21 protein-coding genes, 1 tRNA gene and 3 pseudogenes are annotated in these 25,348 nt (G+C 57.8%); 16 read left to right on the top strand and 9 right to left on the bottom strand.

Translation table 11 applies throughout. The features are described 5' to 3' along the window. Positions 1-221: 221 nt before the first annotated feature. Positions 222-1,361 carry a helix-turn-helix domain-containing protein gene (locus AC0NIE_RS29105; RefSeq protein WP_473489954.1) on the bottom strand — a complete coding sequence of 380 codons (1,140 nt, stop codon included), beginning with the start codon at positions 1,359-1,361 and terminating at the stop codon, positions 222-224. A 177-nt stretch (positions 1,362-1,538) separates the two neighbouring features. Next, complete coding sequence (locus AC0NIE_RS29100) at positions 1,539-1,751, bottom strand: hypothetical protein (RefSeq protein WP_473489953.1); 213 nt, start codon at positions 1,749-1,751, stop codon at positions 1,539-1,541. Positions 1,752-1,959: 208 nt separating this feature from the next. On the opposite strand from AC0NIE_RS29100, the gene AC0NIE_RS29095 reads away from it, so the two are divergent. The 14 genes and pseudogenes from AC0NIE_RS29095 (at position 1,960) to AC0NIE_RS29030 (ending at position 15,747) form a co-directional block, all read left to right on the top strand. Further along, positions 1,960-2,343 (top strand): hypothetical protein, encoded by a 384-nt coding sequence (locus AC0NIE_RS29095; protein ID WP_473489952.1) that lies wholly within the window; start codon positions 1,960-1,962, stop codon positions 2,341-2,343. Positions 2,344-2,486: 143 nt separating this feature from the next. Continuing rightward, complete coding sequence (locus AC0NIE_RS29090) at positions 2,487-3,512, top strand: UDP-glucuronic acid decarboxylase family protein (protein ID WP_473489951.1); 1,026 nt, start codon at positions 2,487-2,489, stop codon at positions 3,510-3,512. Further along, positions 3,512-4,498 carry a UDP-glucose 4-epimerase GalE gene (gene galE, locus AC0NIE_RS29085; protein WP_095495269.1) on the top strand — a complete coding sequence of 329 codons (987 nt, stop codon included), beginning with the start codon at positions 3,512-3,514 and terminating at the stop codon, positions 4,496-4,498. Before AC0NIE_RS29090 ends, galE begins: the two co-directional genes overlap by 1 nt. Beyond that, a complete protein-coding gene (locus tag AC0NIE_RS29080; RefSeq protein WP_473489950.1) occupies positions 4,495-6,393 on the top strand; it encodes a glycosyltransferase family 2 protein in 1,899 nt (632 codons plus the stop codon). The genes galE and AC0NIE_RS29080 overlap by 4 nt, the downstream gene beginning before the upstream one ends. 34 nt (positions 6,394-6,427) lie before the next feature. Beyond that, entirely contained in the window at positions 6,428-6,934 is a 507-nt protein-coding gene (locus AC0NIE_RS29075) for a DUF995 domain-containing protein (protein ID WP_077381293.1), read from the top strand. Positions 6,935-6,949: 15 nt separating this feature from the next. Further along, on the top strand, positions 6,950-7,894 hold the full coding sequence (locus AC0NIE_RS29070) for a glycoside hydrolase family 26 protein (protein WP_473489949.1): 945 nt from the start codon (positions 6,950-6,952) through the stop codon (positions 7,892-7,894). Between the two features lie 131 nt (positions 7,895-8,025). Then, positions 8,026-8,589, top strand: coding sequence for a DUF995 domain-containing protein (locus tag AC0NIE_RS29065; RefSeq protein WP_473489948.1), 564 nt, complete (start codon positions 8,026-8,028; stop codon positions 8,587-8,589). Between the two features lie 806 nt (positions 8,590-9,395). Then, positions 9,396-10,055 (top strand): annotated as a pseudogene (locus AC0NIE_RS29060) (SLC13 family permease); the annotation flags it as partial. Between the two features lie 556 nt (positions 10,056-10,611). Further along, positions 10,612-10,893 (top strand): lasso peptide biosynthesis B2 protein, encoded by a 282-nt coding sequence (locus AC0NIE_RS29055; protein WP_473484573.1) that lies wholly within the window; start codon positions 10,612-10,614, stop codon positions 10,891-10,893. A 15-nt stretch (positions 10,894-10,908) separates the two neighbouring features. Then, on the top strand, positions 10,909-12,789 hold the full coding sequence (gene asnB / locus AC0NIE_RS29050; protein WP_473484575.1) for an asparagine synthase (glutamine-hydrolyzing): 1,881 nt from the start codon (positions 10,909-10,911) through the stop codon (positions 12,787-12,789). 264 nt (positions 12,790-13,053) lie between these two features. Beyond that, positions 13,054-13,467 (top strand): tail fiber domain-containing protein, encoded by a 414-nt coding sequence (locus tag AC0NIE_RS29045; RefSeq protein ID WP_473484577.1) that lies wholly within the window; start codon positions 13,054-13,056, stop codon positions 13,465-13,467. A 24-nt stretch (positions 13,468-13,491) separates the two neighbouring features. Then, the gene (locus tag AC0NIE_RS29040; protein ID WP_473484580.1) at positions 13,492-14,610 is read left to right on the top strand and encodes a methyltransferase domain-containing protein; all 1,119 of its coding nucleotides are present in this window, start codon (positions 13,492-13,494) and stop codon (positions 14,608-14,610) included. After that, entirely contained in the window at positions 14,607-15,482 is an 876-nt protein-coding gene (locus AC0NIE_RS29035) for a hypothetical protein (protein WP_473484582.1), read from the top strand. The genes AC0NIE_RS29040 and AC0NIE_RS29035 overlap by 4 nt, the downstream gene beginning before the upstream one ends. After that, on the top strand, positions 15,469-15,747 hold the full coding sequence (locus tag AC0NIE_RS29030; protein ID WP_473484584.1) for a PqqD family protein: 279 nt from the start codon (positions 15,469-15,471) through the stop codon (positions 15,745-15,747). The genes AC0NIE_RS29035 and AC0NIE_RS29030 overlap by 14 nt, the downstream gene beginning before the upstream one ends. A 96-nt stretch (positions 15,748-15,843) precedes the next feature. Here AC0NIE_RS29030 and AC0NIE_RS29025 read toward each other — a convergent pair whose 3' ends face one another. The 5 genes and pseudogenes from AC0NIE_RS29025 to AC0NIE_RS29005 form a co-directional block, all read right to left on the bottom strand. Next, positions 15,844-17,490 carry an ABC transporter ATP-binding protein gene (locus tag AC0NIE_RS29025; RefSeq protein WP_473484586.1) on the bottom strand — a complete coding sequence of 549 codons (1,647 nt, stop codon included), beginning with the start codon at positions 17,488-17,490 and terminating at the stop codon, positions 15,844-15,846. Between the two features lie 149 nt (positions 17,491-17,639). Next, positions 17,640-18,791, bottom strand: a complete 1,152-nt coding sequence (locus tag AC0NIE_RS29020; RefSeq protein WP_473484588.1) for a nucleotidyltransferase family protein — start codon at positions 18,789-18,791, stop codon at positions 17,640-17,642. A gap of 226 nt (positions 18,792-19,017) precedes the next feature. Beyond that, positions 19,018-19,092, bottom strand: a tRNA-Gln gene (locus AC0NIE_RS29015). A 137-nt stretch (positions 19,093-19,229) separates the two neighbouring features. Beyond that, positions 19,230-19,481, bottom strand: a pseudogene (locus AC0NIE_RS29010) (VOC family protein); the annotation flags it as partial. Positions 19,482-19,584: 103 nt separating this feature from the next. Next, positions 19,585-19,677 (bottom strand): annotated as a pseudogene (locus AC0NIE_RS29005) (VOC family protein); the annotation flags it as partial. A gap of 209 nt (positions 19,678-19,886) precedes the next feature. Between AC0NIE_RS29005 and ppdK the strand changes: the two are divergent. Continuing rightward, positions 19,887-22,565 carry a pyruvate, phosphate dikinase gene (gene ppdK, locus AC0NIE_RS29000; RefSeq protein WP_473484591.1) on the top strand — a complete coding sequence of 893 codons (2,679 nt, stop codon included), beginning with the start codon at positions 19,887-19,889 and terminating at the stop codon, positions 22,563-22,565. Positions 22,566-22,630: 65 nt separating this feature from the next. Here the strand turns inward: ppdK and AC0NIE_RS28995 are convergent, their stop codons facing one another. Together AC0NIE_RS28995 and AC0NIE_RS28990 are read right to left on the bottom strand one after the other, a co-directional pair. Further along, positions 22,631-23,020: a DUF427 domain-containing protein gene (locus AC0NIE_RS28995; protein WP_473484594.1), complete on the bottom strand. Its 390-nt coding sequence runs from the start codon at positions 23,018-23,020 to the stop codon at positions 22,631-22,633. 135 nt (positions 23,021-23,155) lie between these two features. After that, entirely contained in the window at positions 23,156-23,512 is a 357-nt protein-coding gene (locus tag AC0NIE_RS28990) for a hypothetical protein (RefSeq protein ID WP_473485120.1), read from the bottom strand. Positions 23,513-23,692: 180 nt separating this feature from the next. Here AC0NIE_RS28990 and AC0NIE_RS28985 point away from each other — a divergent pair, with 180 nt between their 5' ends. Then, complete coding sequence (locus AC0NIE_RS28985) at positions 23,693-25,321, top strand: fatty-acid--CoA ligase (protein WP_473484597.1); 1,629 nt, start codon at positions 23,693-23,695, stop codon at positions 25,319-25,321. Positions 25,322-25,348 lie beyond the last annotated feature (27 nt).

Below are 25,348 nucleotides of genomic sequence, written 5' to 3'. Positions count from 1 at the left end.
AGAGGTCCACTTGGGCTGTCGCGTTTGCCAGCTCTCGGGGGTTCGAGCCGGAAGACCGCTACATCGCGAGGCTTACTATGGAAGAGGTGTTCTTCTACTATCGGCGACGTGCGGCTTATTCGAAAATTTTCCAATTATAGGGATAGAAGGTTGGTCGATTGCTTAGATGCCCGAAGTCGTCATCGAACGTGTGTACATCTTATATATGCTCCTCGCCATCCTCAAAAGAGGCCGAGCGTTTGCAGCAGGCTTTCGAATGTGACCTTTGGTTTCTTACCTGTTTGCCTATCCGGGTACATGTAGTCTTCGGACGACTGCTTGCGTATGTTGCTCGGGCTATACCCGAACTGCTGCGTGAAAGCTCGACTGAAATTCGCCGCTGAATCAAAGCCGATTGCTAGACCAACTTCGGCGACCTTTCGGGTGTCGGAAGGATCCGCTAACATTGCATGAGCTGCGGATAGACGTCGTCGACGAATGTAATTCGCAACGCCGCCGGACGTTTCGAAAAGCTCATAGAGCCGTGTCCTCGAGGTCGCCAGTTCCCGGGCGAGAGCATCCGGTGTCAGGTCGGGCGAGGCAAGATTGCTCGAAATGAAGCGTCTCGCCCGCGTCATCAATCCGATTTGTGAGATCTGATCGTTGCCGGCATCACGATCCACCAAAGGTGTAACCGCGTCGAATACCATTTTCCGCAAACGGTCCTTGATTCTAGGAAGGTCGTCTTGCGTGAAGCGATCGAGATTGGCTTCAACGCTTGACATAAGATCGATCAGCAGTTTGGCCCGGTGTCCACCCAAAACGGCGTTGTTGCTCGCCGCCGGCAAGCTACCTCCATCGGCAAACAGATCGACGGGAACGATCAGGCTGATCGACTCCGTTGCCAGCGCCCGCCCGCTAAACGGATGCCCGAGCGAGCGGATTTCAATCATGCCCGGTTCATTTTGCGCGACACGTCCGTCAACTCCAGTCCAGGTGCGACCGGCGCGGAGAACGGTGATCTGCCAATGGTCAATTGGACTGAACCGCACCGCGTCTGGCGAGCGTTCGTAACTGAAGGCCGGAACGGTTTGTTGCAACAAAAGCATGCCGCCCAGATTCCACACCGCCTGCTGGACGACAAATCCATCCTCGGGATCCACATTGTTCGGCAGACGCGAATCCATCAATACCGCCATATGCTCCCGCCAGGCAGCAAACTGCTGGATTGGTGGAAGGATTTCCGTCTCAAAGCGCAACGACGTCAGGACGGCCTTCTCCACCTCATCCTCACCGAGTGGATCCTGCGACATGCGCGGCCAGCGGCGACGTTCGACAGATGTCGGCTCCCTGTCGTTAGGTGGGACCGTCTTATCCGACATCACTGCCTCCAGCCACGACCCGGAAGGCCGCGACGTCGCGCTGCTTCAGGAGATATGCCACCGTCATCGCCATGGAGAGGAACTGACCGACCGCATAGGCAACATTCCGACCCTGCCAGCTTGTATGGAAAAACGACATGAAGGGGAAGCTTGCGATGGAAATGATAAGCGCCGCTCTCAAACCTCCTTCTTGCCGTAAAAATAGCGCGCGCCGATCCAGGTCAGGCAAAAGGAATAGATAATGATGGTATTGCCGATGGCGGCAGGCCAGAAGGCACCTTCATTACCCTGAATGGAAAGAACGATCCCTCCGATAAAGGTCAGAAATACTGAGGTGAGCCGAGCCCGGAAAGGCACGAAATCACGACAGGTCACGGCAACCGCAGCCAAGATTACACAGACAGTCATGGAATTCAGTAATATAACGACGATAACGTCAGAAATCCATCTGCAGCATGCCAACCTCACGTCACCTCCGAAGTGTATTGTTTATAAGATAAACAAAATCATTAGATACATTTAAGGCTCACTGTTTGTAGAGTAGTTAAGTTTATCGCACCAAGTCAACAACCCTTAGCGGCTCGATCCTGAACCGGCCATGAATGGGTTTCTTGGCTCGCTTCGAGATAAAGACCTTTGGCAGCATCGCGGCTTCATCAGAATGATCGATGAAAAGGTTTCGGCCGGCGGCGATGGTGCGGTCGAGCAGATCCGCCGCCTGTTGTCTACCAAGGATAGAGCCGAAACCTGCAAGGATCAGATCCGCGCTTTCCTGGCGTTGAATTTCTACATAGCCGACGCGGATGCTCTGGAGAGCCACACGTCCCTTCTCGACCAAGGCATCGTCGACTCGGCAGGGGTACTCGAGGTTATCGGCTTCATCGAGGAGATCTCGGCACAGTCAATCGAATCGCTTGAAGCCCACCGTCTCCATCAAAAAACAATGTCTGCGGCGGGTCAGCTGCAAAAATGGACGCTTTGAAAAGTTTCCGGATTCCCTGATATCGCAACGTAGGAACCGGGGAGGTATTGGAAATCATCAGATTCACTACAGGAAGAAAACCTGAAGTCGCAGTGCATTTAGACACCTACATGTCTTCCTTTTGGCACTGATGGTTTTTATGAATGAGGGCTCCCGTGAGTATCGCATTTCAGTCTGCAAAGTTGCAATCTGATCTTTACTCGCAACGGAGGGTACTTGTCGCAGGCGGGGCCGGCTTTCTCGGATCACATCTGTGCGAACGTCTTTTGCAAGACGGCCATTCTGTTATCTGCGTAGACAATTTTTCCACGGGGCGGCTAGAGAATTTGCGCCACCTCCTGAACTACGACACGTTCAGCTTTGTGCGCCACGATATCGTGGAACGGCTCGATCTGCCGGTCAACGAGATCTACAATCTCGCCTGCCCGGCTTCACCGCCGCACTATCAGGCCGACCCGGTCCATACGATGAAGACGAGCGTGATCGGGTCGCTCAATCTTCTGGAACTGGCAGCACATTACCAGGCGCGGATTTTCCAGGCTTCCACCTCGGAAGTCTACGGCGATCCCCATGTGCATCCGCAGCCCGAAAGCTATTGGGGCAATGTCAATTCCTTCGGTCCGCGCTCTTGTTATGACGAAGGAAAGCGCTCCGCCGAGACTCTGTTCTACGATTTTCATCAGCAATACGGCGTCGACATCCGTATCGTGCGCATCTTCAACACCTATGGTCCGCGCATGCGCCCGGATGACGGCCGGGTCGTTTCCAACTTCATCGTGCAGGCGCTCAAGGGCGAGGACATCACCGTTTACGGCGACGGGTCGCAGACCCGTTCCTTCTGTTACGTGGACGATCTGATCGAAGGCTTCTACCGGCTCATGTACAGCCCTCAGCCGATCCACACGCCTGTCAACATCGGCAATCCCGGCGAATTTACAGTCGGTGAGTTGGCCGAGCAGATCGTAGGAATGACCGGCTCGAGCTCCAAAGTCGTCTATCACCCGTTGCCCGTGGACGATCCGCGCCAGCGTCGGCCCGACATCGCAGTGGCCCAGAGAGAACTTGGATGGGAGCCGACCGTGGCGTTGGCCGATGGGCTGAAGTCGACGATCGCTTATTTCGAACGGCAGTTGAGGAAGCCCTCCGGAAAGCTGGCGGAGGCCGCCTGATGTCCGGCAAGAACGTACTTGTCGTTGGTGGCGCCGGCTTTATCGGCAGCCATACAGCCAAGCTTTTGGCCAGGCAGAGTTATGATCCGATTGTCTACGACAATCTATCCACGGGTCACCGGTCAGCCGTCCGATGGGGCGCCTTCGTTGAAGGCAACATCCTTGACTCGGAGCGGTTGACCCACGTCATGGATGAGTATCGCCCTATCGGGGTGATCCATTTTGCTGCATCGGCCTATGTCGGCGAATCCGTAGAGAAACCGGCAAAATATTATCAGAACAACGTCAACGGGACCCAATCGCTGCTGGACGCCTGCCAGAGAAGCGGAACGCGCAATATCATCTTCTCGTCAAGCTGCGCCACCTATGGCATTCCGGATCGCTTGCCGATCCGCGAAGGCGAGAGCCAGCGCCCGATCAATCCTTATGGACGCACGAAGCTCATCGCGGAGCAGATGCTTGCCGATTATTCGGCTGCCTATGCGCTGCGCTACGTGGCGCTGCGTTATTTCAATGCGTCCGGCGCGGATATCGACGGGGAAATCGGCGAAACCCACGATCCAGAAACGCATCTCATTCCGCGAGCCATGATGGCCGCTGCAGGCAGGATCGATTTTCTCGAAGTCTATGGCCAGGATTACGATACGCCCGACGGCACCTGCATTCGCGACTATATTCATGTCGCGGATCTGGCGCGCGCGCATGTGCTGGCGCTCGAACATCTGATCAACTGCGGTGGCAATCTGGCCGTCAATCTTGGCAGCGGGCGTGGTACATCCATTAAGGAAATTCTCGAAGCGATCAGCCGGCTGACAGGTCGTAACGTGCCGGTCGAGATGCGCGCTCGTCGTGCGGGCGATCCTCCGGTGCTTTATGCCGATCCGGCGCTCGCTGCCGAAAAACTTGGCTTTCAGGCGCTCTATTCCGATCTCGATACGATAATTCGCACAGCGGCTCCCTTCTTCGGGCTCGAGGTGCGCTCATGAGAACGCCGCGCATCGCGCTGTCTGTTGACAGGGAAGAACCCCTGATGGTGCCGGTCTTCACCGGCCGAAAGCGCGTCGAGTACATTATGGGTGCGGTTTTGTGGGCGATGGCCGTCGCATTCTTCTGGCAATGGTGGGTTTTCGGAGCCACCCACACCAACATGGTCGGCTCAATTCTGGTGACGGCGCTTCTGGCGTGGATAACGCTTTTGCCAGTCTACTTCATCACCATTTTCTTCAATGCACGCCGGCCGCACGGACGGCTGCGTATTTCCGCAGGAAGTCGCGTGGCCATGGTGGTCACCAAGGCTCCATCAGAACCTTTTGAGGTGGTGGCCGAAACCTTGCGGGCCATGTTAGCCCAGAACGTGCCTCACGACACGTGGCTGGCCGATGAGGATCCATCGCCCGCAACGCTCGCATGGTGCCGCGAACATGGCGTATTCGTTTCCACCCGCAAAAGTCGCGCCGATTACCATCGCCAGTCCTGGCCTCGCCGCACACAGTGCAAGGAAGGCAACCTGGCTTTCTTCTACGATCATTATGGCTACGACCGATATGATTTTGTGTCGCAGCTCGATGCCGATCATGTACCAGAACCGGACTACCTATATAACATATTGCGGCCTTTTGCCGATCCGACAATCGGTTATGTGTCCGCGCCCAGCATTTGCGACCGCAATGCACATGAAAGCTGGTCCGCGCGTGGCCGCCTCTACATCGAAGCGAGCATGCATGGGTCACTGCAAGCCGGATACAATAATGGCTTCGCGCCCGTATGCATCGGATCGCACTATGCGGTGCGCACAGCGGCGCTGAAGGAAATCGGTGGGCTCGGGCCAGAACTCGCCGAGGATCATTCCACAACGCTCTTCATGAATGCCCATGGCTGGCGAGGGGCTCACGCGCTTGATGCCATCGCCCATGGCGACGGCCCACGGACGTTTGCCGATCTTGTCACGCAGGAGTTCCAGTGGTCGCGGAGCCTGATGACGATCCTCCTGCAATATTCACCAAAACTGATCGGGAACTTGCCGCTGCGTTTGAAGGTTCAATTCCTGTTTTCGCAGTTCTGGTACCCCCTTTACGCCTTCTTTCTTGCTCTGACATTCCTGTTGCCCGTGATCGTACTGATCCAGGGCGATAATTTCATCAACGTCACTTATCCAGAGTTTCTGCTCCATTTCATGCCGCAGTCGCTTATGATCCTGCTTCTGGCGTTCTGGTGGCGGTCGAGTCGCACATTTCGGCCTATAGACGGCAAGATTTTCAGTTGGGAAGCGATGCTGTTTCTGCTGGCGCGCTGGCCGTGGGTTCTGGCTGGGACCTTTGCCGCGTTCCGTGACTGGATGACCGGATCCTTCGTTGATTTTCGCGTCACGCCAAAAGGCACTTCCGAAGTCGATCCGCTACCGTTCCGCGTGCTGGCACCGTATGCCTTCGTGGCCCTGATCTCCATTCTGCCGGTCGTGTTCGTGCAGGATGCGTATCAAACGCGCGGCTTTTTCGTCTTCGCCATCATCAATGCATGCTTTTACTTGCTGCTGATCTTCATGATCTTGCTGCAGCATGGCCGGGAGAATGACGTACGGATGAAAAGCCGCGCCTATCGCCCCGCGCTGGCAAGCAGCTTCATGGCCCTTTTGATGGTTACCAGCTTCGCCACGGTCGAGCGTGGACGCGACGGCATCGAGGCGCTCGCCTGGGGAACCAAAAGCTTTTCCCTGTTCGACGACAGCTTCTCAATTGCCGGGGCAGGCGTCGGTGGTCGCGCTGTTCACAAAACCATCTTCAATCCACGTTGGCGCACCAATGCGACCGGACACGCCCATCGAGGACAAACGGCGGGCGCCGCTCATCTCGAGATGGCAGGAGGTTCCGGTGGCACTTTCTAAATCTGAAAGGGCTCTATTGCTGTCAGGTTTCCGGATGCTGACAGCAGTCGCTTGGGCAGTGTCCTGCATTGCTGCACCGGCCTTTGCCTCTTCCTCACAGGTTTCCGTTCTGCCGGAAGGGGCACGTCGCATGACAGCAGGCGAAATCTACGATCTCTATAGAGACAAGAGCTGGCAGTGGGACAGCGGAGCCGGACGAATGGTGGGCGCGGACCGGCAATTTTCGGCATGGACCGACGGTGAGACGGGCAAATCCTGGGCGGAAGGCCGCTGGATCATCACCGAGACAGGTTGGATGTGTCTCAACGCGACATGGCATTCCGAACAGGGTGTATTTCCCGCCAAGACCTGCTTTTCGCATCGCATCGATAATGGAACGATCTATCAGAAGCGCGAGCCCGGTGGTGAGTGGTATGCGTTCCGTAACGCTGAGGTCCACCAAGACGACGAGGCCAGCAAGCTGGTGTCCACCGATCTGGTTTCCCGTCAACTCGATGCCATCAAAGCCGCGCTTGGTGCGGCACAGCAATCTGAACAGTAAGAAAGGGAGGGGGCCTTGAAAAGTCTCTTTAAACTATCAGCAGCCTTGCTTTGCGGCGCATGCATTTCCGGTGGTGTCTATGCAGCCAGCGGCGTGTCGGGAGCGAGTGTCGACAGCCGCAATCAGTTTCGGGACAAGCGTCCCATCATCACGGCTGACTCCGTAACCCCCGGCGCCTACGATCCGCACGCGGACTATACCAACGATTCCAACTCGAAAATCGAACACCTTTTTCTTCCCTGGGAAGATGTAGATCTGGCAACGCTCAGCGCCGCAGATGCCTATGCGCGTGAGCGTGGACGTTCCCTGTTGATCACGGTCGAGCCGTGGTCCTGGGCGCGGGACTGGCGTGTAGGTCCTGAGGATTTGCTCGCTGGGATTTTGGGCGGGCGCTACGATGCCAATATGTCAGCGGTCTGCTCTGCGGCGGCGCAGATGAAAAGCCCCGTCACTATCCGCTGGGCGCAGGAAATGGAAGATAATGACGGGCAATTCACTTGGGCTTTCTGGAATGCTGAAGGTTATGTGAACGCCTACAGGCATGTCATCGACATATGCCGCAAGCATCTTCCGTCGGCCCAATACATGTGGTCACCGAAAGGAGAAGAAGGACTGGAAGCCTTCTATCCTGGCGACAAGTATGTCGACATTATCGGTCTGTCCGTCTTTGGCTATCAGCCCTATGACAAGCTGGAGGTCGGTCGTGATACGACTTTTGTGGAGCGCACAAAGCCGGGTTATGACCGTGTGACGGGCTTCGGCAAACCAATCGCCATTGCGGAGCTTGGCTACGAAGGTAACGACGAATATGTTCGTGACTGGGCCGCGGAAGCAAACAAGCCGCATGCCGAGTTCCCGGACATGACAGCCGTTGTCTACTTCAACGATCTTGAAGTCTATCCATGGCCGAGAAATGTCGGCCGGCCCGATTGGCGCGTGGCCAACCATCCGCTGGACTGATCCAAGTCGTTCGACAGAGTGGTTCGGCTTTCACCAGATGGCCGAACCGCTCCATCCTTTATTTCTATGCGGTTCCAACGCAGGACTCTTACGCAGTCTTATTGGAATTGCCTTGGTGGAGAGGAAGTAAAATGTTTTCGATCCGTTCGATTATCTCAAGTGCGGTGCTGTTTGTGTTCTTGCTTGCAGGCAATGCCTACGCCGCTCCCAAACAACCGGCGGGCGACGCTATAGAAAAACGCGCCGCTGCCGCGACGCCGATGAAGGCCTCAGCGGTTGAAAAGCTCTATGCCGGCCGCACCTGGAAATGGCAAAACGGCGGGGGGTTCTATTCTGCGGAGACAACTGCTCGCGGGCTGTTCTCTGCAAATAGGAAGCCGTTCGCCGCTTGGTCGCGCAAACGGGCAGCATGGTCCTATGGGGAGGGAAACTGGTATGCGACCAATGGGGGCAAGCTCTGCATGCGCGCTCTCTGGACCAGCAAAGTAGCGAAAGGGAGTCTGGCAAGAAGCGGTGCAATCACATGTTTCCTGCACCGTGAAAAAGATGGCGTCGTTTATCAGAAGCGTTTGATCGGTGGGAAATGGTATGTCTTTCGTCACAATCCCGCTCGCCGGGACGATGAGGCGCGCAAACTGGTCAAAGGTAATCGGGTAAGCAAAGAAGTTTCGCATCTTAAGGCGAATTCTCGATAACCGCGCAAAAACGGAGCCGCCGCGGCTTCAGGCGCGGCGGCTTCTGTCAAAACCAGGCCAACATTAAACGCCTGGCTGCTTCGAGACCCTCCGAGCGTAGCAACGCGCTTTCTGACCAAAGCCGCTCGGAGTGCAGACATAGGTGTTGCTGTTCAAGTACCGGGACGCTGATATCTTAACGACTTTGCCTACCGGTTTCTTGTTGTAGCGAACATCGTTGTTAGCCCGATATTTGACAAGGTAGACGGACCGTGTCTCTTCCTTTGATTTACGCATTTCGCCTGCTTGCGCGTTTGCGCCGAGAGCCACGGAAACAGCAAGCCCGATCGCTGCAATCGCCACTCTTCTAAAACGGTTCCGATGCGCAGTAGAAAACGTCATGTGCTAGCCTCCAATGTTATTGTTCTGGAGTGCGTTGTACCCACAGGACTTTAGGTTCTGGTTTGAACTATCTTGATAAATTTAGACAAAATGTTGCATTCCTCATGCCTCAAGTGGGGCGATTTGACCAAAATGAGGCCGGCGGCGCGTCCGCCGATGGATGCGAAATTCCACTTCGTCTTCTCGTTGCATCGCGGCGCGGGAGGTCGAAGAACTCTTGGTTTGCGGCAAAGTAAACGGACAGGTTCAAAGCTTGCAACAGACTTGAAGCAGGTTGTGTGCGTCAAGTTCTGCAAAAAGGGGCGGCCATGGCGCTGGTCAAGCGGCTTGGCGTCGAGCGAGCTTGTTGTGCTCGCGCAGCTCGTCCATGTTGATGTCGCGGTTGGCCTCCATCCAGTTTTCGTTGGTCTCGACGGCCAGCGACGATACCCGAGATACTGCGCGAACTCGGCTGCCTGCCGCTGGCAGAAAGGGCTATCCTGCTTGGTAGCGTCCGTAAGGGTATCGTGCCGGTAACCATCCTTGCTCTCGCTATGGTGGCGACTGCGTTTGGGCTGCTACCGGTCTCCGTTGCTTTCTTTGCGGCCGCGGTCGGGATGGTGCTTCTCAAGGTCATCCCGGTCCGGGAGGTCTACCAATCGCTGGATGGTTCAATCCTCGTCATGCTCGCCGTTCTCATCCCAGTGAGCGACTCGCTACGCAGTACAGGGGCGACAGAAGTGCTTGCCGGCGAGCTTGCCAAACTGGGGACCATTCTTCCGGCGCCCGGCGCACTGATGCTCATCCTTGTCGCCGCCATGGCCGTTACGCCATTCCTCAACAATGCCGCCACCGTTCTGGTCATGGCGCCTATCGCCGCCGAGTTTGCTGGCGATCTCGGCTACAGGCCGGAAGCATTTCTGATGGCGGTCGCCATTGGCGCCGGCTGCGATTTTCTCACCCCGATCGGCCACCAGTGCAACACGCTCGTCATGGGGCCGGGCGGCTACCGTTTCAGCGATTATCCACGTCTGGGACTGCCGCTATCGTTCCTCGTCGTCATTGTTGCTGTGCCGATGCTAATGATCGTATGGCCGATGAACTGATATCGATGGACGGATCAATCCGGCTCGAACTTTCGCCGCCGGCGAAAAACAACCCCTCGCTGCCGATTAGAGAAAGCTTGCATATCACACAGCGAACATGGACCTCGCTTACATGATGGCCATGCTTTGATATTCCGATCGCCGGCGACGGATTATTAACCACACCGGAAGCACAACAATGCCAGAGGTGTGCTTGACCGATCAAATGGCGTGATGACCATATCTCGATAAAGGGTAGTCACCCGAGCGCAAGCGGTTACAATTAGCGATTAGATCAGTTATCAACCGAACGCAGGCGCTAGTGAGCAATCGATTAAAAAAATTTCTGGCCCTGACGGCCGCACAACGCAGGACAGTGATCGCTGCAATGTTGCTGTTACCATTCACTGCAATGGTATTGCAGATGTTTGGGTTCCGACGTGCAAGAATTATACTGATCTGGATTTGCGAGCTTCGAAGCGTGAGGTGGGGTGCAAACCAGTCACTGACGTTTTGTAAATCGTCGCCGCCTTCAAACGTTCCGGTTGCGGTTTGCAACCCCGACCGGCTTCACTCAATGGGGGACGAGACCGATTTTTATGGACAGGCACAAGAGACCGCTCGTTTGGTATCCATTGCCGCGTATCGTGGTTCATACTCCGGCAACTGCCTGAAGCGCTCCATGACGCTTTGGTTTTTGCTGCGCCGGCAAGGCATCGAAGGAGAACTGCGCATCGGCACGCGCAAGGCTGATGGCAAATTTGAAGCCCATGCTTGGGTCGAATACCGGGGCAAGGTTCTTAACGATACGGTCGATGTTGGCGAGCGCTATACCGCATTCAAGCGCAATTTTGGTTGATGCCATGGGGATGATATGAGCGGCATCGCCGGGATAATTCATTTTGACGGTAAGCCGGTGGAGCCCGGGTTAGTGGAAAAAATGACCACGGCTATGGCGCACCGGGGCCCGGATGGCATCCGCCACTGGGTGAAGGGCTCCATCGGGCTCGGTCAATGCATGCTTCGCACCACGCCAGAGTCGCTGGAAGAAACCCAGCCGCTGACCAATGAGGATGCAAGCCTTGTCCTGGTCATGGACGGGCGGGTGGACAACTGGGAGGAACTGCGGGGGGAACTGCTGGGGCGCGGCGCCGTACTTCGAGATCGCTCGGATGCTGAACTGGTGCTGAGAGCCTACCAGATTTGGGGGCGGGAATGTTTGCCGCATATCGACGGCGATTTCGCACTGGTAATCTGGGATGCGCGGCGACAAGAGGCCTTTTGCGCCCGCGACCGCATGGGCAACAGGCCTTTCAATTACCATTGGGACGGCAAAACACTGGCCTTCGCCTCAGAGTTGCAAGCGATCCTTGCGCTGCCTTGGGTGAAGCAGGAACCCAATGAAGACATGTTGGCCGAGATGCTGGCGGGGGAATGGTATTCCAGGGATGAGACTCTATGGAACGGTATCCTGCGCTTGATTGCAGCACATCGAATGGTTGCCGGGAACCAAGGGCCGCGACTCGAACAATACTGGCAACCGAATCTTTGGGCGACGTTGCCGTTTCGCAAGGACGAAGAATACATAGAGCATTATCGCGAATTATTGTTCGAGTGCGTCAGGCGTTCATCCCGGTCGCATCGGCCGGTCGCCATTGAGGTGAGCGGCGGGCTCGACTCCTCCGCGGTGTTTTGCGTGGCAGAACACTTGCGCTGCTCGAACAGACTGCTCACGCATGGCATAAATGGCTACACGTTTGGCTTCACTGAGGAGGATGGCGATGCCAGCGAACTCCCCTATGCGCGGGCCGTGGGCGAGTATTTAGGGCTCCGGATTCATGAGACTCCCCCTTCCAGGATGCCTCTTTCATGGTTTGCGGAACGCGCCCGGTCCGGCCGGCAGTTTCCGGGGTTTCCGAACGCGTCTATGTTTGCTGGCCTATGGCAGCAAACCGTTGCGCACGGGAGCCGCGTTACGTTGAACGGTCACGGAGGAGATCACTGGCTGCGAGGCTCCCGTGCGTATTACGCAGAGGCACTGGCGCAAGTGCATTTGCGTACGCTCTATGACTGCCTCAAAACCGACGCGACGGTATTCGGCACGCGGCAGGCGGTGAGTTGGCTTATAAGGCAGGGGTTTTTCCCGCTACTGCCAGTCGCTCTACAGGAGGGTCTCCGCCGCCTGGTTCGCAGGGTGCGCCGGAGCGAGGCCAGCAACGCCTGCTACTGGCTCTCGCCGCGGATGGGGGAAGTGATCCGGCTGCGTCGCGAGCGTTTTCTCCCATCACACCATCGGCGAATGCGCAGCGTCGGCCAAAGGGCGCTACTTGAGACTCTATACGATGCTTGCAATGCCCAGGCGATGGAGGATGGTGAGCGCCTGGGCGCCCATTGCGGGATCGAAATGCGATACCCGCTCCACGACCCCAAACTCGTTCAGTATGCGTTTTCGCTACCGGAAAGGCTGCGGCTGCGTGGGGATAGAACCAAATATATCCATGTCCAGGCTTTGAAGAATCTCCTGCCGAAGACGATCCTCGAACGGAAAAGCAAGGCAGAATTTTCAATAGTGCTCCGTGAGCATCTGGCCCGCATGCAAGCCATATTGACCGAGACGATTCCCCACGAGCGTAGCACCTGGGTTGATCGGGACGGGATGGCCCAGCTATTCCGGGCTTATCGAGACAATCCGCAGGCCGGCTTGCCGATATGGATTTTGTGGGGAATTTATGAATGCCATGTAACGTATCGTTGATGCCATAATGTACTGTTAATGGATGCCATATAAGGTACTGTTAATGGATGCCATGTAACGTACCGTTGAAGACATGTAACGTGCCGTTACGTGTCTTGATCGTCACATCGGTTAGATTTTCGATGAATGCTGCGCGTCAGGGTTGCGCCCGTTTTCGCTTGGTGGCAAGGTGCCAAGCTTGTTCAAAAGTCACCGAGAACGTCCAGATAGTTCATCTGACGGTTTCCTGAGAGATTACCGAGCCAGCGTAAAGGGCCGAGTGAAATGAAAAGCAATCTGAACGACCAGCAGACGCCATCCCACCTCACCGTTGAAAACAAAGCTGCCGAGCCAAACAAGGCGCCCTATTCGACTCCCACACTGCAGATCTACGGTTCCGTAAGCGCGATAACTAGAGGCGGCGGAGGAAGCATGGGAGATGGGCTCGTGATGGATATGGCGTCCGACCGGCGCGCCAAAGAGGACGTCGTCCGCATTGGCACACATTCGCTTGGAATCGGCCTCTATCTGTTCGACTACAAGCCTGAATACCGCGAACAGTGGGGCCTTGGCAGGCAGTTTGGCGTAATGGCCGACGAGGTTGAGACGGTCATGCCGGAAGCCGTAAGCGTTCATCCTGACGGTTACAAGATGGTGAACTACGGCATGCTGAGGATACGGCACCCCTCTATTCACTGAGCCGTGCGGGGAATGTCGAGTTCCGTGCTGAAGGAACACTTGGGGTATGTCGGCGATTCGGTAAGACTTGAGCAGTTCAAGTCCGCCGTCGCCCAAGTCGTCAAACATGGGGATTGCATCACGGATCTCGGTTGTGGCACCGGGATTCTGGGGCTGTTGTGCTTGCAGGCGGGCGCGTCCCGTGTGTACGCCATCGACTCAACCGCCATGATCGAGGTCGCGCGGGAATCTGTCGCTCGCGCGGGATGGGGTGGCCAAGCGATTTTCATGGGGGACTACTCTCGGCGGGCAAACCTGCCCGAACGGGTTGATGTGGTGATCTGCGATCAAGTCGGCTACTTCGGCTTTGATGCCGGCATCACCGAATATTTCGCGGACGCCAGGCGGCGTTTTCTGAAGCCAGGGGGGGCATTGATCCCCGCCAGGCTCAGGCTTCAACTCGCCGCAGTGGAATCGGAAACCAGTTACGGCTTGGCCGACGGGTGGCGGCGAGAGGGCGTACCCAGTGAATTCCATTGGCTGCGCCAATACGCTGTCAACACCAAGCATGCGGTCAATCTTCAGCGGGAAGAATTGCTTGGCGCCCCCGCTGAGTTGGGCAGCATTGATTTTCGTGAAGACAATCCGGACTTTTTCTCCTGGGATGCGGAGTTGCGCATAGAGCGCGATGGCGTCCTGCGCGGACTCGGCGGCTGGTTCGATTGTGAGTTGGCCGAAGGGGTGTGGTTGACGAACTCGCCGCTTGCCGATCGTCCAATCAAGCGCTCTCAGGCTTTCCTGCCCATCGGCGACGCCGTCGAGGTAAAATCCGGCGATCTGGTGAGGGCGAGGGTGATGGCGCGTCCGGCGGATTCGGTTATCGCCTGGGAAGTCGAAATCCCGTCCGGAGGGCGGAAATTCAGTCATTCGACCTGGCAGGGCGAATTGCGGACGCCGGCCGAGATCATGAAACGGAATCCCGCGCATGTGCCCCGACCCAATTGCCGAGGGCAGGCAAGAATGATCGTGCTAGGGCTTTGCGACGGTCAAAGGACCGTCAGGCAGGTTGAAGAAGCCGTGCTGCGCGAACACCCCGGCTTGTTCCCTTCCGTGGAAGAAACAGCGCGATTTGTCGCCCATGTGCTGGGCAAGGACACGGAATGACGGTCGACTTTCAGGTGGCGGACGCACGCCCTCAATTGCCGCTTGACGCCACCTTGTTTCACCAGTGGGTTTTCCCAGACGGGACTTTGTGGACGGACTTCTACCGCATCGGGGGAGGCTACCTGCTGCGTTTTCCCGAACTGGCGGATTTCCAGCTGAGCCAAGATGGCGGACAGATCCAAGCATGGCCGGTGCAGGGAGTCTCCCGCGCGACCATTCAGCATCTTTATCTGAATCAGGTTTTGCCCCTGGCGCTCAGCAAACGGGGGAAGCTGGTTTTGCACGGCAGCGCGGTCGAAATCAGCGGCGAGGGCATCGCATTTATCGGCGAGTCAGGCCGAGGCAAGTCCACGCTGGCGGCAAGCTTTGCAACCGACGGGTTCCGCTTCCTGACGGATGATGGGCTGCTGATAGATCCCTGCGACGGTGGGTTTCAGATTATGCCGAGCCATCCTTCGGTCCGCTTATGGGGAGACAGTGAGGTAGCCTTGGTCGGCAAGGATGGTGCACGAAAAGCGCCCCCGGTGCAGTTCACATCGAAGGCATGTTTTCTTGCGGGCGATGAGATCGTCTTCTGCGGGCAGCCCCGGCGTTTACGCCGGGTGTATTTTCTTGGCGAGGGTGTCCAGCAGGAAGCTGTATTCGAGGGTATGACTGCGCGCGAAGCTCTGATGGAACTAGTGAAGCATTCTTTCTTACTCGAAATTGAGGCACACGAACTGCTTGCAGCCCATTTCGATGAATTATCCTGCCTGGCTGGGCAACCAATTTTTTACCGCCTGGATTATCCCCGACGCTTTGAAGACCTGTCACGGGTCAGGCAGGCCATTGTGAAACACGGGTATGAGGTGAACCAGCATGAATTTGACTGACAGGGTGGCGATTCCGGCGCAAGTGATGGCGCGACAGGTGGGCCAGGAGACGGTGATCCTGGATCTCGCCAGCGGAACGTATTTTGGGCTGGACCAAGTCGGGGCACGTATCTGGATACTGCTGTCCGAAGGAAAAACCGTAGGCGAAATCTGCGGAACTATGCTCGACGAGTACGAGGTCGAGCCTGCGCCCTTGGAGAAAGACGTATTCAGCTTGTTGCAAACGCTCGAAAGCCAGGGGCTGGTCAAGATTGAAGAGGCATGAGTGTATGAATTTGTATTGTCCAGCAGCAGGCGCTCGATAGCCTGATCCGAAGCACCGGGTTCAGTTGAGCCAGCCTGGGTGACGGTGAGGCTGGACTTACTCGGCGCTTGTCATAATGCCCTCGTCCACCTTGAACACCCGATCAGCCAGCGCCAGGCTCGCGGGCCTGTGGGTTATCAAAAGCACCGTCCTCTGGCGCAGCACATCCACGCATGTCTGCAGGAACTCGCGCTCCCCCTCTGGATCGAACATAGCGGTCGCTTCATCGAGTATTAGAATCGGCGGATCTTTCAACAGCGCCCGAGCCAACGCCAACCGCTGCTGTTGCCCTCCGGACAGCCGCACGCCCCGATCGCCGATTGGCGTCTGGTAGCCCTGCGGCAGTTGCATGATGAAATCATGCGCGCGGGCCGACCGTGCTGCTGCCTCGACGCCATCCTGTGTGGGCTCAGGCCGCCCATATGCGATGTTGTCGCGGACGCTGGCGTTGAACAGTAACACGTGCTGAGGCACAACCCCTATCTGGCTGCGCAGGCTATGCAAGGAAATCGTGGCAATATCAACGCCGTCGATGAAGATGCTTCCCTTGGAAGGCTCATGCAATCGCATAAGCAAATGCGCCACCGTGCTCTTTCCTGCGCCGTTGGGACCTATGATTGCTATTGTTTCGCCCGCGGCGACGGATAGATCGAGGCACCTCAGTGCAGGCTCACGCCCCGGGTAGCTGAACGTGACACCGCGGAATTCGATATTGCCGTTTATTTTTCCCATCTGCTTGCCCGCATGCCAACTCGGCTCAGGCTCTTCGGCCAAGGCACTTGCGAGCCGGCTCAGCGCTCCGCGCGCGTGCTGGGTCTGTCCATAGACGTCTGCGAGCCCGGCCATCGGTCGAGCCATTACCTGGGCGTAGAGGAGAAAACTCACCAATTGAGGCACGGTGAGAGCCCCATCGCCAATTTGCCCTTGGGCCAACCAAAGCATAACAACGACCGCAGTCGCCGTAACAAGCTGAACCCCCGGCCCCAATGCGGCATGGATGGCGCGCTCCTTGGCGCTCAGGCTGACGACGCGCTCGATCTGGTTCCGATAACGCTGCGATTCCTGCTGTTCGCGCGTGAAGGTCTTGATGGCGGGAAGCATGCTAAGGTTTTCTTCAGCAATGGCGATGGCAACGGCATGCTCCTCCTGAAGTTGGCGCGCCAATGGCCGCATGCGTCGTCCGAAAATTTTAAGCAGTAAATAGAGCAATGGAATAATGATTGCAGCGAACATGGCGAGAAGAGAATCGATTCGGAACATTAAAGCCAATGCCCCGCTGACGGTGAAGAAGAGCGGCAAGGCAGCAAGTGCGGTGCCGCTGATGTAGTCGCTCACGACATACACATCATGAGTAAGTAACGCGAGCGTATCGCCGTGACGCCGCCGGTGGGAGAAAGCAAGCGGTAAGGCCTGAAGATGATCGTAAACTCTGATTTTCAGGTCTGCCAGTATTCGTGTGGTCGTCCCACCAAGCAGGTATATATTGCTGAATTTTAAAACAGCCTGAACCGCGAACAGCGCCAATGCACCTAGAAAAAGTACCTGGATATTGATCGTGCTGCTGCCTACTCGTTCTTGGAGAAACGTTTCAGCAAGCCTGCCACCAAGCCAAGGCATGACCAACAAAGCAGCGCTTTCGCATAGCATCAATATAAGGCCGACGGCCAACGCCAGGCGATAAGGTGCCGCTAATGTCAGCAGCATGTTTGTCTCGTTAGCTTTCGACAATCTGTTCATAGTTCCACAAGAGATCGATCGACGTGATCTGCTGGAGTGAGCACCAAGCGGCAGGCTGCATCCTCAACTGCGGTAGAATTTCTTACGATTTCGGAATCACGCGCCCGCAGAGAGACTCAACTATCCCGGCTGCGTAAATACTTCAAAGACCCGGCTAGAGCCCGGCGTAGGTAGAGCCAAGGCAGCCACGACAGGCTTGCCTGGCGATATTTTTGCCGCATATGGATTGCCGGCGGGAAGAGGAGTTCGGTCAGAAAACCGGACTTGTTTCGCACGCCTCTCGCGGCCTGGAAGTCCATCCACACTCGGTACGACCTGGATCCGCTGAGATAGCTCGACGCGGTTTCTGTCGGTCCAGGACGGGAAAGCGCGCCGGACACGGCTTCTGGTATAGTGGTATGAAAACGGGCTCGGGTCCCCTCGATGCCGTCCAGGCAGGTCGCCCGCAATCCTTTACGCTCGGCAAGTTCAACAAATTCATTGCGTTGCGACGGCGACAGCATCGAGAACAGAAGCTGAATGTCGTAAAACCAGATCAGTCGATCGCCGCCATAGTGGGCCACGTCATCGACATAATACAAAGCGTGCTTGTGGACCGCTCGATGCATGCAGGCGAGCACGAGCGCGTGCACTGGATCAGCTGCGAGGGCATTCGCGCTTAAGGCCGGCAGTGGCTGGGCCTCGGAGCGCAATTCTTCATACGAGAACAGATCTGACAGAAGCGTGGAATTGGCGATCCGCCAATGCAAATCGAGCGTGTGTTCCTGATTGGAGGCGGGGTCGGTCCAGCTGTAGCTCGTCTGACCGCTAATGACATCCGCTCTTGTTCCCAGTTCACGAAACCCCAGGGTCTCTAAAGCTTTGGCTACCCGATCACGTGTGCCCGCCGGCACAAGCAGGTCCGTGTCACCTCTTGTACGCAGGAAAGGCGCCGGATAGACATCGTAGGCTAGGGCCGTGCCTTTGAACAGAATTGGATGGATGCCAATAGCTACGAGCCGCTCCAGTACTTGATTCAGCAAGTACTTGTGGCGCATCTCCCACAATGCTTGAGCGGTGGCCTGCTGACGACAAGTAGCCAGGATAACGTCCGGCCAACCCAGGTCAACGCGCTCGCGATCTGCAATATAGTGATGAAGTAACGCCTGTACCCCGTGATAAGCACTTCGCTCGATAAAGCGGGCCACGAAATTATCGTCGCCGTATTCCGGCCAAGTCGGATTTTCGCGACGTAGGGTAGCACAAAGCAGCTCGTCAATTCCCTGCATGACTAGACCTCCGTTGCAGAGATCCAACAGCGCCCTTGGGGCCCGGCGCTCTGGCAGATTGTTGTCATTCGTTCGGGCCTGGCCAACTGTTCGCTGCTGCGTTCATCGCAAGCTTTGACATCGTCTGATGGGCATTGGGAACGAGGCTGTCAAGTTGGCAGCGGCGTAGCGTGCCGGCATTACTTAGTGGCTGCTACACATGTGCCCGGAACGGACCTGTGAGCGATGGCTGGGGCGCCAGGATTCGAACCTGGGATTGTCGGTACCAAAAACCGATGCCTTACCACTTGGCTACGCCCCAGCAACGGGAACATGCCCGTTGCGCGCGCGGCCTTATAGGACGAGCCGACGGAAAGCTCAATGCCGAGAATAGCGGCTATGCGCAACTGGCCCGTAGCCAGCGTTTCGGTCCGCAATCATAATCCTGGAGCGCTGTCGCTATTCACCCCAGACGGCCATTTCATTGCCGGCCGGATCGACGAAATGGAACCGCCTGCCGCCGGGAAATGAGAAGATCGGCTTGACGATCGTGCCGCCGGCATTTTCGACGGCGCCCAGGGTTTCTTCCAGGTGCTCGGAATAAAGCACGGGAAGCGGCTTGGCGGGCGCTTCGCCGGCATCAGCCTGGAAGCCTCCGTCAAGACCTTCTGAAAACGCCGAATAGGTCGGCCCGTAGTCGGTGAACGACTAATGCATGTCGCGCAAAAGTGTGCAGCGGTTTTGCGATAACGACATGCATAAAACAACAACGCAAAGCGCGTCGCGTGAGGTCGGTCGAACGCGACGCGCTTTAGGAAAAGGCGGCGCTGTAGAAAGCCTTGAGCCTATCCAGCGTTCCACTAGTTGCCGGCATTTCCAGATAATCGAGTTTTCCGGTCAGTCTCATGGCATTACCCCTGGTTCCTGTTATGTTCTGCTTAAATGGCCATCGAGCCGCAAGTCTCTTCGGCATCGCTTTTTCTTAATCGATTGTAGAAGCCGGCTGGCTTTGCCGACGCTTGCCTTTCGCACTGCAGCATCATATCGCTCGGATAGGGACACGGCGGAACTTCGGCTTCGTCAATCTTTTCAATCTCCTGCAACCGGAGAGCAAGCATGACCAAATGGGTCTACACCTTTGGCGACGGCGCTGCGGAAGGCCGTGCCGGCGATAGAAACCTCCTGGGCGGCAAGGGCGCCAATCTGGCCGAAATGTGCAGCCTCGGCCTGCCCGTGCCTCCAGGGTTCACCATCACCACCGAGGTCTGCAACGCCTACTACGCCAACGGCCGCACCTACCCGGCCTCGCTGGAGGCGGACGTCGCGGTTGCGCTTGACCACATCGGCCGGCTGACCGGGCGCCGTTTCGGCGATCCCTCGAAACTGCTTTTGGTGTCGGTGCGTTCCGGTGGCCGCGCCTCGATGCCCGGCATGATGGACACCGTGCTCAATCTCGGTCTGAACGACGAGACGGTCGAGGCGCTGGCCGCCGATTCAGGCGATGCCCGCTTTGCCTATGACAGCTACCGGCGTTTCATCCAGATGTATTCCGATGTCGTCATGGGCCTCGACCATGAGGTGTTCGAGGAAATCCTCGAGGACCAGAAAGGCGGGCTCGGCCATGAACTCGACACCGAACTGACGGCCATCGAATGGCAGGGCGTGATCGCACTCTACAAGGCCAAGGTCGAGGAGGAACTCGGCAGGCCGTTTCCGCAAGATCCGAACGAGCAGCTCTGGGGCGCGATCGGCGCCGTGTTTTCGAGTTGGATGAACAACCGCGCCATCACCTACCGGCGCCTGCACGACATTCCCGAAAGCTGGGGCACCGCGGTCAACGTTCAGGCCATGGTCTTCGGCAATATGGGTGAGACTTCGGCCACCGGTGTCGCTTTCACCCGCAATCCGTCGACCGGCGAAAAGATGCTCTATGGCGAGTTCCTGGTGAATGCGCAGGGCGAGGATGTCGTTGCCGGCATCCGCACGCCGCAAAACATCACCGAGGCGGCGCGCATTGCCGCCGGCTCCGACAAGCCGTCGCTGCAGAAGCTGATGCCGGATGCCTTCCAGTCTTTCGTCACCATCTCCGACCGTCTGGAAAAGCATTACCGCGATATGCAGGATCTCGAATTCACCATCGAGCGCGGCAAATTGTGGATGCTGCAGACGAGGTCCGGCAAGCGTACCGCCAAGGCGGCGCTCAAAATCGCCGTCGACATGGCGCGGGACAAGCTCATTTCAAAGGAGGAGGCCGTCGCCCGCATCGATCCGGCCTCGCTCGACCAGTTGCTGCATCCGACCATCGATCCGACGGCGGCGCGCGATGTGATCGGCATCGGCCTGCCCGCATCTCCGGGGGCTGCCACCGGCGAGATCGTCTTTTCCTCCAATGACGCCGAGGAGCTCAAGACGCAAGGCCGCAAGGCGATTCTCGTGCGCATCGAGACCAGTCCCGAGGACATCCACGGCATGCATGCGGCGGAAGGCATCCTGACCACGCGTGGCGGCATGACCAGCCACGCGGCGGTGGTGGCGCGCGGCATGGGCAAGCCCTGTGTGTCGGGCGCGGGCTCGCTGCGCGTCGACTACAGAGCCGGCACGCTGATGGCGATGGGATCGACGTTCCGCAAGGGCGACATCATCACCATCGACGGCGGTAACGGCCAGGTGCTGAAAGGCGCCGTTCCGATGCTGCAGCCGGAGCTCTCGGGCGATTTCGCCGCCATCATGGAATGGGCCGATACCGTGCGCCGCATGAAGGTGCGCACCAATGCCGAAACGCCGCTCGACGCGCGCATGGCGCGTTCCTTCGGCGCCGAAGGCATCGGGCTTTGCCGCACCGAGCACATGTTCTTCGAGGGCGACCGTATCGTTGCCATGCGCGAGATGATCCTGGCCGACACCGAAAAGGGCCGGCGAACGGCGCTCGCAAAACTCCTGCCCATGCAGCGCTCGGATTTCCTCGAACTGTTCGAGATCATGGCCGGCCTGCCGGTGACGATCCGCTTGCTCGATCCGCCGCTGCACGAATTCCTGCCCAAGACCGAAGAAGAGGTGGCCGAAGTCGCCGCCGCCATGAACGTGTCGCCCGACAAGCTCAGGCAGCGTACCGAGGCCCTGCACGAGTTCAACCCGATGCTTGGCCATCGCGGCTGCCGGCTTGCGGTTTCCTATCCCGAAATCGCCGAGATGCAGGCGCGAGCCATTTTCGAGGCGGCCGTCGAGGCCGGCAGAAAGGCCGGGGCGCTGGTGGTTCCGGAAATCATGGTGCCGCTGGTCGGTCTGGTGAAGGAACTCGACTATGTCAAGACGCGGATCGACGCCGTCGCCAAGAGCGTGATGGAGGAAACCGGCGTCGAGATCACCTATCTTACCGGCACCATGATCGAACTGCCGCGCGCCGCGATCCGTGCTCATGTCATCGCCGAGGCGGCCGAATTCTTCTCTTTCGGCACCAACGATCTGACCCAGACCACCTTCGGCATCTCACGCGACGATGCGGCCTCGTTCCTGGAGACCTATCGCCAAAAGGGCATCATCGAGCAGGATCCGTTCGTGTCGCTCGACATCGAGGGCGTCGGCGAACTGGTGCGGATGGCGACCGAAAAAGGCAGGGCAACGCGGCCGGAGATCAAGCTCGGCATTTGCGGCGAACATGGCGGCGACCCGGCCTCGATCCATTTCTGCGAGGAGGTCGGCCTCGACTACGTGTCGTGCTCGCCCTACCGCGTGCCGATCGCCAGGCTGGCTGCCGCGCAGGCGGCGGTACAGGCTGCAAAGAATGGCCGCAGGTAAGGGCACGAACCAACCATGACCGCACCACCGACTGATCGGCAGGACAGGTTTCGAGCCGTCCCTGCTCAGGCTGGTTTGGCTTCGATCGTCACCTTGTTGGGATAGAACGCGCCGTGATCGCGGATTTCGATCATCTCGTCGAAAGGCTGCTCATAGGCCCACATCGCATTCTTGCCTGATTCCGCGGCGGGCAGAACGCTCCAATAGCTCGCATCGCCCTTGTAAGGGCAGTGGGTCGACAGTTCCGTCTTGCGTAGCTGGTCGAAATCGATGTCTTCGAATGGAATGTAGAGGACCCGGGGGTAGGGGGATTCGGTCAACACCTTGGCCTTCGTGGACGAGGCAATGACCGCGTCGCCGGCCCGTACGGTCACAGTTCCGATATAGGGCTCGACAGTAATCACTTTACCCCGGTTGCGTTGAAAGCCGGGTGACGGATTGGCGATCTGGTCCATGACGGGTTCTCCTTGCACGACCTAATGTGTGTCGGGCGTGCGCGCCGCGCAAGGCCGCCGTCGAATGCGGGGCTCGAAAACCATCGCCTTTGGCGTTGCCGGGCCTCTCGTCAAATCGGCCCTGCCGATGACCAATCAGGCGGCAGCCTGAAACGCGTCCATCAGCCCGGCATAGGCGGCGGCGATACCGGCGACCGGATTGGTGCTTCTCGACGCGGTTTCGACCTTGAGCGCACCACCGCCGGTCGGCAAGGTAAGAAGCAGGAACTGGCGGTTGCCGCCATCGCCGACGCATGCCGCGGCAACGTGCTGGCCTTCGCCTTCGTTCTGAACGCACATCTTGAACAGCAGCGTGCCGCCGACCGCCTCAAGGGCGCCGCCGACAACTTCGACGAATTCGTCTTCGGAAACGGTTTTGGCGTCCGGCACCAGATCAGCCAGGCTTTCGGCGAGCGTATCTTCGAGAGTCTTGTCGTCGAGCTGCGCTTCCATGCGAACCTCTTTCATTCGCCAATCACACCCCTGCCCATTAATCAAAGTTAGCGCCGACGATGGCCGGATTGTGGCGGTTTTCCCTGTCTTTTCGATCAATGTACTGCTTCTGGCCGGTCATGGCTGGACAATCCGCTTGTTCGTCCCACAATGGAACGAAAAACCAATGGGAGGAAAAGCATGCTCGGACTGATGCAGGAATGGCCGCTGCTTTGCCACAAGCTCATCGACAACGCAGCCAGGCAGCACGGCGAACGCGAGATCGTATCGCGTTCGATCGAGGGTCCGATTTTCCGGACCACTTACGCCGAAATTCATCGCCGCGCCTTGCAGGTCGCCGAGCGGCTCGAGCGTGACGGCTTTGGCCTTGGCGACCGCATCGCCACATTGGCCTGGAATACGGCGCGCCACATCGAAGCCTGGTACGGCATCATGGGTGTCGGCGCGATCTATCACACGCTTAATCCGCGCCTGTTTCCCGAGCAGATCGCCTGGATCATGAACAATGCCGAGGACAAGGCGATCTTCGTCGATCTGACATTCATGCCGCTGCTTGAAAAGATCGCCGGCGCGGTCAAATCGCTGAGAAAGGTGATCGTGCTGACCGACAAGGCGCATATGCCGCAAACGACGCTGCCGAACGTCGTTGCCTATGAGGAGTGGCTTGACGAAGCCGACGGCGCCTTCACCTGGAAGACGTTCGATGAAAATACCGCCGCCGGCATGTGCTACACCTCGGGCACGACAGGCGATCCGAAAGGCGTCCTCTACAGCCATCGCTCGAACGTGCTGCACGCCATGATCGCGGCGATGCCCGACGCGATGGGCCTCTCGTCGCGCGACACCATACTGCCGGTCGTGCCGATGTTCCACGCCAACGCCTGGGGCCTTGGCCAGAGCGCGCCGATGATCGGCGCCAAGCTGGTCATGCCTGGCTGCAAGATGGACGGCGCCTCGATCTACGAGTTGCTCGACAACGAAAAGGTGACGTTCAGCGCCGCCGTGCCGACAGTGTGGCTGATGCTGCTCCAGCATCTGGAGGAGACTGGCAAGGAACTTCCCTATCTGAAGAAGGTCGTCATCGGCGGCTCGTCCTGCCCGCGCGCGATCACGACGAAGTTCCAGGACAATTACGATGTTGAGGTCATCCATGCATGGGGCATGACCGAAATGTCGCCGCTCGGCACCTTGTGCACCATGAAGCCGGGCTATGCCGGGCTTGAAGGCGAAGCCAGGCTCGACGTCCAGGGCAAGCAGGGCTATCCGCCTTTCGGCGTCGAAATGAAGGTGACGGACGATGACAACAAGGAGCAGCCATGGGACGGCAAGACATTCGGACGCTTGAAGGTCCGCGGACCGGCTGTCGCGCGCGCCTATTATGGCGGCATCGGATCCGAACAGTTCGATGAAGAAGGCTGGTTCGATACCGGTGATGTCGCCCATATCGACCCGAGCGGCTATATGCAGATCACCGATCGCGCCAAGGACGTCATCAAGTCGGGCGGCGAATGGATTTCGACCATCGAGCTCGAGAATATCGCGGTCGGTCATCCGGATGTGGCGGAGGCGGCGGCCATCGGCATCCAACATTCGAAATGGGGCGAACGGCCGTTGCTTGTCGTCGTCCGCAAGCCGGGCCGGGAGCCGACCAAGATGGATATCCTCGCTTTCATGGACGGCAAGGTGGCGAAGTGGTGGATGCCGGATGACGTCGCCTTCGTCGGCGAAATCCCCCATACCGCTACCGGCAAGATCCAGAAGACCACCTTGCGCCAGCAGTTCAGGGACTATCGTCTGCCGACGGATTGACGGAAATGACGTCTTTCGCCTTCAAGC

Source organism: Mesorhizobium sp. WSM4842, assembly GCF_055901575.1.
Note: the sequence above shows the minus strand (reverse complement) of the source record. Positions and strands in the feature narration are given on the sequence as shown.